This window comes from Psychrobacter sp. Cmf 22.2 (genome assembly GCF_001921745.1).
GTDB lineage: Bacteria > Pseudomonadota > Gammaproteobacteria > Pseudomonadales > Moraxellaceae > Psychrobacter.
In genome coordinates this window covers 109,359-122,509 of sequence record NZ_MRYA01000008.1, presented here as the reverse complement: position 1 = coordinate 122,509, position 13,151 = coordinate 109,359, and the positions used below count along the sequence as shown (strand labels likewise).

Annotated in this window: 10 protein-coding genes; 6 read left to right on the top strand and 4 right to left on the bottom strand. The window is 41.9% G+C overall.

Annotated features, from left to right (window positions below):
- Window positions 1-177: 177 nt before the first annotated feature.
- Entirely contained in the window at window positions 178-1,431 is a 1,254-nt protein-coding gene (gene dapC, locus BTV98_RS12390) for a succinyldiaminopimelate transaminase (RefSeq protein WP_075103702.1), read from the bottom strand.
- A 248-nt stretch (window positions 1,432-1,679) separates the two neighbouring features.
- Here dapC and BTV98_RS12385 point away from each other — a divergent pair, with 248 nt between their 5' ends.
- Complete coding sequence (locus BTV98_RS12385; protein WP_058368221.1) at window positions 1,680-2,381, top strand: hypothetical protein; 702 nt, start codon at window positions 1,680-1,682, stop codon at window positions 2,379-2,381.
- A 59-nt stretch (window positions 2,382-2,440) separates the two neighbouring features.
- Here BTV98_RS12385 and glnD read toward each other — a convergent pair whose 3' ends face one another.
- Complete coding sequence (glnD, locus tag BTV98_RS12380) at window positions 2,441-5,170, bottom strand: [protein-PII] uridylyltransferase (protein ID WP_058368222.1); 2,730 nt, start codon at window positions 5,168-5,170, stop codon at window positions 2,441-2,443.
- 201 nt (window positions 5,171-5,371) lie between these two features.
- Window positions 5,372-6,166 (bottom strand): type I methionyl aminopeptidase, encoded by a 795-nt coding sequence (gene map / locus BTV98_RS12375; protein ID WP_058368223.1) that lies wholly within the window; start codon window positions 6,164-6,166, stop codon window positions 5,372-5,374.
- A 314-nt stretch (window positions 6,167-6,480) separates the two neighbouring features.
- Here map and BTV98_RS13815 point away from each other — a divergent pair, with 314 nt between their 5' ends.
- The 5 genes from BTV98_RS13815 to BTV98_RS12355 all read left to right on the top strand — a co-directional run bounded on the left by BTV98_RS13815 (window position 6,481) and on the right by BTV98_RS12355 (window position 9,714).
- Entirely contained in the window at window positions 6,481-6,603 is a 123-nt protein-coding gene (locus BTV98_RS13815; RefSeq protein ID WP_256713909.1) for a hypothetical protein, read from the top strand.
- 430 nt (window positions 6,604-7,033) lie between these two features.
- Window positions 7,034-7,522: an META domain-containing protein gene (locus BTV98_RS12370; RefSeq protein WP_058368224.1), complete on the top strand. Its 489-nt coding sequence runs from the start codon at window positions 7,034-7,036 to the stop codon at window positions 7,520-7,522.
- A gap of 282 nt (window positions 7,523-7,804) precedes the next feature.
- Window positions 7,805-8,839, top strand: a complete 1,035-nt coding sequence (locus BTV98_RS12365) for a PD40 domain-containing protein (protein ID WP_058368225.1) — start codon at window positions 7,805-7,807, stop codon at window positions 8,837-8,839.
- A gap of 31 nt (window positions 8,840-8,870) precedes the next feature.
- Window positions 8,871-9,014 (top strand): DUF2256 domain-containing protein, encoded by a 144-nt coding sequence (locus BTV98_RS12360; RefSeq protein ID WP_075103701.1) that lies wholly within the window; start codon window positions 8,871-8,873, stop codon window positions 9,012-9,014.
- A gap of 40 nt (window positions 9,015-9,054) precedes the next feature.
- Entirely contained in the window at window positions 9,055-9,714 is a 660-nt protein-coding gene (locus BTV98_RS12355) for a class I SAM-dependent methyltransferase (protein WP_075103700.1), read from the top strand.
- A gap of 504 nt (window positions 9,715-10,218) precedes the next feature.
- Here the strand turns inward: BTV98_RS12355 and BTV98_RS12350 are convergent.
- On the bottom strand, window positions 10,219-13,149 hold the full coding sequence (locus BTV98_RS12350) for a restriction endonuclease subunit S (protein ID WP_218612987.1): 2,931 nt from the start codon (window positions 13,147-13,149) through the stop codon (window positions 10,219-10,221).
- Window positions 13,150-13,151 lie beyond the last annotated feature (2 nt).

Below are 13,151 nucleotides of genomic sequence, written 5' to 3'. Positions count from 1 at the left end.
AAAGCTGAGCTGCATAGGCGACTATAGTAAAACGATATTGTCTTACTATAGCACTATCTTGCCCTTTATAACATTATTGTTAATAGGGATATGAGAGCGACTAAAGATAAGAGCGACGCTATGATGATAATTGAAAAATACAAAAACTCATCCGGCAGTTGCTGAGCCATTTACTGATTATACAGATGACTTGGTATGCTCCGTTAACAATTTACGAATACGCTCAATTGCCTCACGGCTCTCTTCAACACTAGCAACCAGAGCGATACGGACATAACCTTGACCGGGATTTTTACCATTGACTTCACGTGACAAGTAACGCCCAGCAAGCGCATGGATATTGGCTTGCTCATACAGTACTTTAACAAAGACTTCGTCATCACCATCGAACTGTTCAGGGACTTTTACCCAAAAATAAAATCCAGCCTCAGGCATACGTAAATCTAGTAGCTCGCCTAATTCTGCCATCCACAACGCAAATTTTTCTTGGTATAGCGCCCGATTATGCGCCACATGTTTCTCATCTTGCCAAGCCGCGATAGAGGCAATCTGATGCGGTATAGGCATCGCACAGCCTTGATAGGTACGATATTGTAAATAAGATTTTAAAATAGTCTCGTCGCCTGCGATAAAGCCTGAGCGTAGACCGGGGAGGTTTGAGCGCTTCGATAATGAGTGAAATACGACGCAGTTTTTAAAATCATTACGACCAAGTTCGGCGCAAGCTTGTAGCAGACCAATAGGCGCTTTGTCAAAGTACAGTTCGCTATAGCACTCGTCGCTGGCGATAATAAAGCCGTATTTATCTGACAGACGGATAAGAAACTCCCAGTCATCCATGGTCATCACAGAGCCGGTCGGGTTGTTTGGACTACAGACGAATAAAAGCTGCGTTTGTTGCCAGATATCTTTCGGCACAGTGCGATAATTGCCTTTAAAGTCATTGTCCAATGTGCAAGGTACAAAGTATGGCGCCGCTTGCGCAAGTATCGCAGCTCCTTCATAAATTTGATAAAAAGGATTGGGCATGACGACGATAGGATCACATGGCTTATTATCTGTCTTGTCTTCTAGCTTAGCTGTATTTTCGTCGTGACTCACCACCGCTTGTACAAAACTAAAAATAGCTTCGCGCGTGCCCATGACCGGCAGTACTTCGGTATTGGCATCGACGTGATGCAAAAAAAACCGCTTTTCGAGCCAATGCGCAATGGTTTGACGCAGCTCAAAAGTACCATTAGTAGTCGGATATCGACATAGTTTGTCTAAGTTTTCTTGTAGCGCGTCCAGTACAAATGTTGGTGGCTTGTGTTTTGGTTCACCTATGCCAAGCTTAATCTCTGTGTAGGCAGGGGCTGGAGCGCTGTTTGCTAAAAGAGTCGCCATTTTGGCAAACGGATATGGATGTAAACGCATTAAGTTGTTATTCATAGATTAGGTAACTATAATAGGCCATTGATAATAAAACTATAAAGAAAAATTACATTCAGACAGTGTAGCACTTCTCTTATTTTTTGTCTTTTCCTTCTTGCTTTACATTCGCTGTCATTGTCTGAGCAATTATTTGTTAAGACGTTCAATGACTTAGCTGTTGGTCTTATCACTCGTAGCTTATAAATAACAACAATAGATACAATGCTTACCATAGATTATGGCAAGCCATTGTTAGGATGATTGATATGCTTAAAGCTTCTAGAACTAACCGTCTTGATATCGACATGCTCGATAATAGTGCCAACGACGTTGAAAACAGTAGCAGTGATATCGATCTACAAAAAGCCAGTTTTTGCGAGCAGCTAAAACAGCGTGAACAGCAATGGTGGGAAGCGCGTCAGAGCCTTATTGCCCTAGAAGAGCGCTGGATGTTTTGGTTTGGAGATAATAGTCTAATTATGTGGCTATTATGGCAATTGGTCAGCTATTTTGTTGTGGCTATCGTTCTTATGCTACTTAGTAGTCTATTAAATGTAGAGCTGTATTTGTGGATGTATATGGCTGTATTTGGTGTGCAGACACTGCTATTTGTAGTGATGTTGTCGTCTAAAGGACGTTTGGCAAATCGTTTGCAAAACAATATCGATAGTGCAGATCTGGTACGCGAACAAGCGTTGAATGAGATGTATATACTGGCATCAGATATTATTTTACCTGCTATTCATGCCAGTGCGCCCATCTCTTTACAAACGATTTATGAGCGTTATAAGTCACATTTGAAACTGGCAAGCCTGCAACGACTGCTCCAAAAAGAAGTCGAAGCTGGGCGATTGATATTAGGAGAGTATCAAATAGAAGCAGAAATACTGCCACCAGAGATTGCTGACGAAGAGCTGTCACCTTATGCTGATAAAATGATCTATAAAAGCCTGATTGCTATATCTTAGCACCATACTACTTAATTAGAACCGTACCCTTTAAATCGGTTGATAGCAGTCACGCCAAGCTAAGAGTGGCTGCTATCTGGTAAGACACTGATACTAGCAATCAAAGCGGCTTTTAACGTATCAAGTTTGTCTATAGATAAGGGCGCGTCGTTTTGATCACTAAGATAGAACATATCTTCTGCGCGTTCACCTAAAGTTGTAATGCGAGCTGCATGCACTTCAATACCTTGCTGTAAAAACACCTGTCCCACTCGGGCCAAAAGTCCTGGCTGATCAAGCGTCTGTAAGCTCATGATATGCTGACCTGAAGCCTCATTAAACTCAAAGCCAATAACGGTCGGCACATCAAAGTGTCTAAGCTGGCGCGGGATACGTTTTTGCGCAAGCTTGGGGGTTGTAGGGTTTTTAAAGGCATTGACCAAACGCTGCTTTAGCTCTTGTTGGCTGTCCTCATCTTTTAGTAATGTACCGCTACGATCAAGTAATACATAAGAGTCCAAAGCAAAGTCACGGGTCGCGGTAATGATTCGGGCGTCTAGTACATCAAGATTCATCTGATCAAATACTGCCATGGTAACGGCAAATAGGTTGGCTTGATCTTGGGTATATACAAACACTTGCACAGCATCTAAAGCCAGCTCCCGATGCTCGCGTAATACGACTAATGGCGTGCTATCAGCATTAGAAGCATAGCCGATAGGAGGATGGTTTAAGATGGCTTCGGTATGCCATAAGATATCTTCTGCAATCTCGCGCAAAAAGTACTCATCCCCTAATTCATTCCATAATCTAAGCACCTCATCACGATTCATATGTTGATTATCAACGTTATCAAGCATCGTCAGCGCTTGCTTACGTGTCGCGCGAATCATATCTTGGCGGTTGGTCGGTGCGTCAATATCGGCGCGTAAAATACGCCGCGTTTGTGAGTATAATTGTTTCATCAAAGTCGCCCGCCAGCTGTTCCAAAGCTGCGGATTTGTAGCGTTCATATCCGCCACTGTCAGTACATACAAGTGATTGAGATGAGTGACATTGCCGACCAAATCAGCAAAGACAGTCACCACCTCAGGATCTGATATGTCCTTTTTTTGCGCAGTCATAGACATGAGTAAATGATAGCGCGTCAGCCAGCCTACCAGATGAGCATCGGCTTTACTCATACCATGCGCCAAACAAAACTCAATCGACTCAGTCTCTCCAAGCTGACTGTGATTACCGCCGCGACCTTTTGCAATATCATGGAACATCGCTGCCAATACTAAAATCTCTTTGCGCTCAATACGCTGATAAATCGCACTAACCAATGGGAAGTCTTCATAAAAACGCGCGTCGGTAAAGCGGTGCAAAATTCGTATCAAAAATAGCGTGTGCGCATCGACCGTATAACGATGAAATAAGTCATACTGCATAAGACCGGTCACTTGCGCGAAGGCGGGGATATAATTACCCAGTACCCCGTAGCGGTTCATCGCACGCAAACGATGAAACAGATAATTCTGCTCTTTTATATTTTCCAAAAACAACGCTTGATGTTCAGGATTGTCACGGTAGGTCTGATCGATACCACGCGCGGCAATTTTTAGTGCGCGCAGAGTTCGAGTTCGAATACTTTTTATCCCATATTGTCCCATGAGTAAAAACATCTCTAAAATCGCTTCAGGGTGCTGAGAGAACACACGATGATGGGAGATGGCAATTTGCTCACCGACCTGATTGAAGAGGGCGTTTAGAGGGCGCTTAGTTGGCTGCTCGTGTTCTGGTAAATGCGGTTCTATGATGGTTTCGTAGTAATGGTTGATGAGCATCTCAGACAGCGTGGATATTTGCATTGCACAGCGATAATAGTCACGCATAAAACGCTCAACGGCGGCATTGGGTTGATCATCTGGCTGCGTCTCATAACCCATCCGCTGCGCAATATCACGCTGATAATCAAACAGTAGCTTATTTTCGTTGCGACCAGTCATCTCATGCAAATAATGACGTATCTGCCATAAGAAGCTTTCAGCAAAGCTTAGCTCATCGAACTCCTTTTCGGTCACAAAGCCTTGTTGTACCAAGTCATAAAGCTTGCTGACTCTAAAGTAGCGCTTGGTCACCCAACCGACGATATGAATATCGCGCAGTCCGCCTGGCGCTGTTTTGATGTTGGGCTCAAGATTGTATTCAGTAGCATTATGCCGAATATAACGCGCCTTGGCTTCATTGATTTTTACTTCATAAAAATCTTTTTGGGACCATAGCTTATTGACGACATCTACAGGAATGCTCTTTAGCGCTTCATTACCGATTAATAATCGTGCTTCTAGTAAGGCACTGGCAACCGTATGATCTGTTGCAGCTTCCAAGCAGTCATCGACACTACGTACCGATAACGCAGGCTCTAGTCCAATATCCCATAGCATCGCTACCAATCTATCAATCTTACTGCTAACGTTCGGCTTTAACTCATTAGGGGCTAATAGCAAGATATCAATATCTGAGTATAATGACAGCTCATTACGCCCATAGCCGCCAGTTGCAAATAATGCCAAATCCGTCTTGTCCAACTCAAACCACGTAAACAACGCCATCAGCAAATCATCAATGGCATCGCTACGAGCGCCAACCAATTGACGAATATTCGCTCCACGCTCAAGGGCGCGGTTAATATCAGTATTAATTTGGGTCAACCATTTGGGTATACCAAGTAAAGACTTCTCCGTATCAGATGATGAGACCGTATCTGACGCAGGAAAAGAGGGTAGCGGAGTGAGGTTAATAGAAGCAGCATCGAAAGAGAACATGAGCGTTATCCAATCAAGAATTCAGAAATAGAGATTATTAGAAATGAAAAGCAAATAAAAGTATAAAGGTAAAAAAGTAGCAAGCATGATGCTCAACGTGTATCTATCGACTAACAATGATAATGGCCTAAAGACGATGATAGCCTAAAGCCGATAATAATAGTCCAAAAAAAAAGACCGCCTAAGCGATCTTTATTTATATCATTGGGTCAAAAAGCTTAAGTCTTCTTCAGGGCGAGTGGTAAACACCTCACAGCCGTTATCAGTCACAACCATCGTGTGCTCCCATTGCGCTGACAGCTTACGATCTTTAGTAATGGCTGTCCATTCATCCGGTAGAATCTTGGTCTGCCACGTGCCTTGGTTAATCATTGGCTCAATAGTAAAGGTCATGCCAGTCTTAAGCTCGAACCCTGTGCCTTTTTTGCCGTAGTGCATAACTTGTGGCTCATGATGAAACTCATTACTAATACCGTGACCACAGAACTCACGTACAATACTAAAGCGTTCAGGCTCGACCACTTCTTGGATAGCAGCACCGACATCACCCAAGCGTGCGCCATCTTTGACGACACTCATGCCTGCATAAAGTGCGTCTTGTGCCACTTTACAGATACGCTGCGCCATGATGGAGCCATTACCAACGATCCACATTTTTGAGGTATCGCCATAATAGCCATCTTTAATCACGGTCACATCGATATTGATGATATCACCGTCTTTGAGCAGTTTATTTTCGGACGGGATACCGTGGCACACCACATGATTCACTGAGGTGCAGATTGATTTTGGAAAACCATTGTAGTTAAGCGGTGCTGGAATAGCCCCTTGCTCATTGACGATATAATCGTGAGCAATTTGATTGAGCGCTTCGGTACTGATACCGACTCTGACGTGCTCATCAAGCATCACAAGTACATCGCTGGCAAGCTTACCAGCAACACGCATTTTTTCTATGGCTTCAGGGGACTGAATAAGGGATTTTTTAGTCATCATTATCGTACTTATAGTTATAGAATTAATGTAGGTACATTATAACATAAATGCACGGTTAACGGCTCTGCCATAAACGCTAGCAGTCACGGTGTTTTTCGATGAACGCTTGGCTGGCTATACCGTTATGTAACAGCAATGATAGTCATAAATATTTTTGATTAACATTAAATAACTGATAGCAAAGTAGATGATAGTTGTTATTGAAGCTCAAACAAGCTAATGTTAATAGTGAGAATACAGACAGGTATCATAGGTCTCATGCAATAAGAAACTTACCAACGACGATATTTAATCAATCTACACGAGGAGTACCAATGAAAAATATGACCAAAGCAGTAGTGACTAGCCTTGTAATGTTAAGCGTACTAGTAGGCTGTCAGTCTTTAAATTCACAGCCAACTAGCCAGCCTGACATTACTGGTACAGATGTTATTTGATCAAAATTATGTAACAATAATCTTTGCAAAAGACCTCGCTAATAAGTGGGGTATTTTTTTGTGTTGGTTTTAGATAAAATATCGAGTGATTAAAAATAGCGAGTGATTAAGAGTGTTGAGTGATTAAAGGTAGCGAGCGCTTGATAGATCAGAGCGATTGGATTTAGATTAACAGTTAGCAGGTAACCTACACTTTGACAAGAAGGATTAGCAAAACACCTATATAGTTGAACAAATCTAGCGGTAAGGGTGTACGTAAACTTTCATGACAATAATCTGCTAGTCAGGCATAATAGCGCTGTTGTTTAGAATAGTTTTTCAAAAAATTAAATAAAAATAAACAATCATTATAAAAGTTATGATGCTAAATAATAAGCGAAAAACATGTTTATTATTTAAAGATTTAAATTTATCTATTATAGGAGTTTTTATGAAAAATATGACCAAAGTAATGATGGCTGCAACCCTTACAGTAGGTACACTTGCTGCTGGTTGTCAAACTACTCCAAATGTCACCGCCCCAGTTACGCAGCCTATTACTTCAGATGCCTTACAGGCTCATGACTGGCAGCTCGTTGAGGCCAAACGTAGCAATGGTGAACAAGTCTCTCAGCTATTTTATAACCCATCTAAACCGTTAACACTTAGCTTCTCTGAATCCAATGGTAGCGATCGCGTTACTTTTATGAATACCTGTAATAACATGGGCGCTGAATATAGTGTCGTAAATGGTAATGTGGTACTAAACAATGTCCTAGCCACTATGATGGCATGTCCTGAGCCACAAGCGAGCTTTGATACGGCAACGATGGCGACGGTACAAGGCAAATATAGCATCAATAATAACGTAAACAATGTACCTATCTTGACTATTCGCAATGCAAACCAAGTTGCTCATTTTAAAGCCATCGCTAAATAAGTAATAACTAAGTACATAAAGTGGTTTGACATGGTTTGTATAAATTATTGTTATTACTATAGAAAAAAGACAGATAGTTGCTAACTATAGAGCGCCTCACTATGTAATGTAGTGAGGCGTTTTTTTATGACTTGATTATGTGTCCTAATTATTTTACCTATTGTCTTCTTATCTCATCAATGGGTATTTTTAATAAAAGATAAATGACATGCTAGCCAATTAAATGCGTTTTTTGACATTTGATTTATTGCTTCTAGCCAGAACTTAACCGAGTACACTTTTATGCTTACTTCCAACCTCCCCAGACATCTATATAAAAAACTCCTTTCTACTATTAATGTGCATACTATTAGTCTACACACCGCTTTTAATATCACGACGAGTGCCATACTGGGTGTTTTTTTGACGGCGTGTAGTAGTTTGCCAACAGATAAAAGTGTGCCTCCCTCTATGAGTAGTACCATTATCAATCCACTAACTGACAATATGCCTGCGCTAGATCGTGCAGGACGTATCGCTTATGTAGAAGAGCAAGGCGCAGGGTCTACAAAAGTTTCTAGTTTGTATAGCATTCGTCCTGATGGTAGCGATAGACAGCTCATCGATGAGCTAAGCGGCTACATATATGCGCCAGCATGGTCAACCGATGGTCAGTTATTGGCTTATAGTAAACAAGCACCGCGTCAAAACCCAAGAATCTACATTTATGATGTCAGTAGCCAGACGCACAATTTGGTAGTAGATACTGAGGGTAGTAACCTGTCTCCGTCATTCTCGCCGGATGGCCAAAAGCTACTTTATAGCTCAACCGTTGGTGGTGATGCAGATATCTATGAGATGCATCTAAATAGCGGTAAAACCAAACAGCTCACCACACTGCCTAGCACAGAGGTGCAGCCAAGCTATGCAAGTGACGGGCAAAGCTTTGTCTATACCAGTGATAAGAAAAACGCTGGACGACCAAGAATATATCGCTACGACTTTGCGACTCGTAACGCCACTCAAATCACTAAAAAAGATTATGCTGCCAGTCCGCAGCTCAGCCGTGATGGCAAACACTTAGCGTACCTAAACGATCGTCAAGCAGCGATTATGTCGCTAGCAACAGGAAAGACTGTCAAACTTGCAGAGACGGGTATAGACGAGCCAGCACGTTTTTCACCCTCTGGACAATATACTGTTTATCCCACGCGGACCTCACGAGTGGACGGACAAAGTGGCGGCAGCATAGTCATACATTCGCTAGCGGGTCGGACAAGCTACGCCATTAGCAGTAAGACAGGCGGGGTTGTACGCTCACCTATTTGGAGTCAGTAATCATTCCTTGTTAACTTTAGAGAAAAGGACTATGGCACACAAAAAGGTTAATCTGCCGCAAAAGATATGCCCCGTCTGCCAGCGTCCTTTTACATGGCGCAAAAAGTGGGAGAAAGACTGGGATAATGTGGTTTATTGTTCGGAACGGTGTCGGCGAAGTAAAAAGAGTGAGTAGAATACAAAGATGTCCATATTTTAATTATAAAGGAGTCATCATGAAATCAAAGCCGACCTCCAAAATCAGCAATCTCAAAAGCATCTATGATAATAAAGTCTTACCAGTACTAATCGACAAAGTCTGTGCATTAAAGATTGTAAGTGAGCAAAGAGCGCTGGTCGTCCCAAAAGCCCATGGCATAGTGCTAGAAGTCGGGGTTGGCAGTGGGCTCAATGCTGAGTTTTACAACCCTCAAACCGTCAAACAAGTGATAGGTGTTGACCCGCACCTGCATCCATTGGCAAGGGAGCGCTTTGCTAGCGCAGGCATCGACTTTATCTCAGAGCCGCTGTCAGCCGAGATCTTACCACTTGAAGACAACAGCGTGGACAGTGTGGTCATGACGTTTACGCTATGCTCTATCCCTAATCCTATCCAAGCGCTAACTGAAATGAGACGCGTGCTAAAACCGACTGGCACCCTCTATTATGCCGAGCACGGTTTAGCGCCGCAGCCCAAATGGGTAGGCAAAATGCAACAGCTCATCACTCCAGCATGGAAGCCGGTAGCGGGTGGCTGTCATCTTGATAGAGATATAGAACAGCTGATCGCGCAGGCGGGGTTTGAGGTAACGGGTCAGCAAGGATTCACTCAGAGCGTCAATATCGTGGGTTATTACTATTGGGGCGAGGCGACGCCGCGCGACTTGAGTTCATGATTGAAGTAGGGTGGCGTTAGACTCGTCAAATTCTCGTAGAGAATGCAGACAAGGCGTAACCCACCATTTTAAACCATGCTAAATTTAAATGTTAAGTGACTAACCCTACGCGACCTAAGCAAAATCAAGACAAAAGAAGACCGCCACGTTTTCTAACCTAATGTTGCCAGAGGAGGAAGATAGAGGAGGCGGTACTGTTAGAGCGATTGTAGCTTATTTAAAACTTAAAAAATAGTAGGTAGCTAATCCTGCTTTTCGCTCATATCTTGCCTACTCACCGGGGCGGTGGCTAAGGCTAGAGGCGTTCCAACATTCGAGCGACCCCCTCTAGCCAGCCCCCGCATCCCAGTAAGCAGACAAGGATAACCGCTGCAATCAGGACTAGCGGCAACATCTCATTCTTACAAATATTGGTCGTTGTTCAGTTTGGGTAGGTTGGGCGGAGCTTGCGACCCCCAACATTCTTGATTTAAAAATTGTTGGGTCTCGTGCCTCGACACCAACCTACAAATAACTTTCAATAATTACGTGTTTTTTATCACTGCTTGTATCAATGATAGCTTGAGCTTCGTTAAGTTTAGACTCTAGAATTTGTATCTCTTTCGCCACTTTACTTTGCTCTTCTATAGGAATAATTGTGATAGGTAAGTTATTTAGGTTTTTGACAGATAATCCAGGTTGTGCAACACCTGTAGCGTATTGATTTAGGTCTAGACTAACTAGCTTATAGTACAACCAAGTGTCATTCATATCTATAAGAGGAGTAACCACAACGGCGTGTTCAGTAGCGTGAAACTTACCTAATACTCGGGTAATATTACCGCATAACGCACCTTGTCTACCTATAAGGCAGTAATCGCCTTCGTGAGTAAATGTTTTAGTATATCCTCGTAAGCCATTACCACCGTAGCAGGGATATAGCGACTCGTGATAATCATCGGCTATATCAGAGGCTGGGACAAACTTACCCGCTTTTAAATCTAGAACTGAACCTATTTTAGTTTTTTGGCTGTTAGTATAGTGAGCTGATTCAGAGATAAGCTTATTAATTTCATTCGTAAACTCTACAGTTTGATTTTGAGCCTTTTTAACTTTATCATCAACTTTCTGACAAGCAGATGCAATCTCTCTTTGTATATCAAGTGGAGGAACAGGTATTCTAAAACTACGAATATCGGTAGTATTTATTTCTTTGTACTTTGTACCTGAAGGAATCATCATCTCAAATACCTCTTTAAGAGATACTAAAAGGTAGTAAAGGTATTGATAAGTGATTTTATCTTCATTGCAAATAAAATTTTTGAAACCTTGATTGGTTGCTAAAGGCACTTTATTAATGGCTACTTCACCTATGGTAGCTCGGCTAGAAAATATGACCGTATCTATAGGAAGTAATTTAGCACTACTATTTTCCAAACCTAATTGAGTTATCTTTCTTGCAGTGTCGTGAATATATTTTTGCTTTGTATCAACAATAGTGGCCCAGCATATATCACCATCGTCCCAATATTCTTGAGTGTTCGTATCGGGCGTTCCACCACTAACGACTTCAGTAATTGAGCCTAATGGCAACAAATCCCACTTTGTGTTGATAGTAAAATCAACTTTCGGCGTTAAACTAATTGCTTTATTAAAATCAATCACTGAAAAGTCCAGCATATCAACCAATCGTGCTTTAGTGACAAATGGCTCTAGTTCTTCTGGAATCAAAAATTGTTCCTGTTGGAAGTTTTGATTTATTAAGTGATTAATCTTATTAGCATCGTGTTTGTCTTTTGGGTTATACAGTGGCGTATGGATATTATCCAAATTATACAGATTGCTTAATACTCGCTTATCTTCTTCCTCAAGCGCCACCTCACCACTGTCTTCATCGACGGCTTCAACATCCTCTACTTTTACACTACCTAGATATTTAATGCCTTCATTACCCTTGGCACTGCTCCACTCATAGCCCAAAAACACTTTCATCTCTTTGGTCTTGCTTGGACTTTTGATGATAAGCACAGGCTGAGGATTGAGACTGGCAAGCACAAAATAATAGACTTTGTCTTGTTCAGCCGCTTTTAGATAATCAACTAAGCGTCTGTTTAATTCAGCCTTCTGCTCATCCTTAGAGAGCGCTTTAAATGATTTGCGTTTTTTGAGGTTTTTAATCTCCGACCATTTATCAAACTCTTTGATATAACTGTTAAAATACTCGCTATCTAATAGTGCCTGATTTGGATTACCAGCCAGTAGCGTTTTGTAGTCATCAGCGTCCAGCTCAAGATGGGCGCAGTAGTCATTGATGAAGTGACTGTCCGCAAAAACCTCACTGATATCTACCGCATCATTATTGGATACACTTGCTTGCACAGGGTTAAACCAGCGATTGACGCGTTCTGCATAGTGGTCAGCTTCGACAGGCGCATCCGTGGTTTTACGGCGCAAAAATAGCGTCACTGTATTCGTGCCCGTTTTGCCGAAAGTACCGCTACCAAATTCGGCTATCGCTACGATATCGAAGTGTTTTAATAAGATTTCACGGGTCGCGACATAGATGTTTTTAGAGGTAGAGGTGCTACTGGCTTTACCTTTAGTCAGAATAGAGGAGGGCACAATAATCGCCGCCACACCATCTGTTTTTAGCAGTTGCTTGGCACGCTCAATAAAGAAGGTTTCGATACTGTTGTTCACAGTATAGCTTTTCTCATCGATATAATTGAGTAGCTCGTACTGTCTGCGCTCGCTAGGCTTTAGGGTATCCAAAAATCCTTTAACGCTATAAGGTGGATTGGCGACTAGTACCGAATAACTATTGTTTTTGATATTCTCATTACTACCTAAAGCGTCTGCATAAATGATATTGATATCATCTTGTCCATACATAAAGGCGGAAACTTTAGCCACTTTTGACAGCCGATACTCTTTTTCAATCCCAGTAATATGGTCATAATATTCTGCTAAGCTTTTATCAGGGTCGTTCTCGATAGTAGGTCTTATCGAGGTGGCATACTCGTTTAAGAAATGCCCCGCGCCGCAAGCATAATCAATAACTTTGGGAATATCATCTGAGATTGCAATCAGATTATCCAAAGGTAGCGCGTTCATAATAAACTTCACAATCGGCATCGGCGTAAAAAACTGCCCTTCGGACTGCTTAACACCTTGGTCAAGGAAGCCTTCGAACATATCACCTAAGAACTGATTTTCTTCGTTGGTTTTTAGGCGAATATCTTGTAGCATTTTGACAATTTTAAGCAGTACTGCTGAGTTTTGCTGAAATAGTCTTTCGTTATGGACATCAATAAAAGCAAAGTCGTTATTAGTAAAAAATTTTAGACGACGAAACATTGCCTTAATCGCTTTTTGTGTTTCTACAGGATCATTTTTATAAAACCGAAAAGCAGTCTCAACTTCATCATCACGCACGTAAGTGACGTCTTCATCCAAAA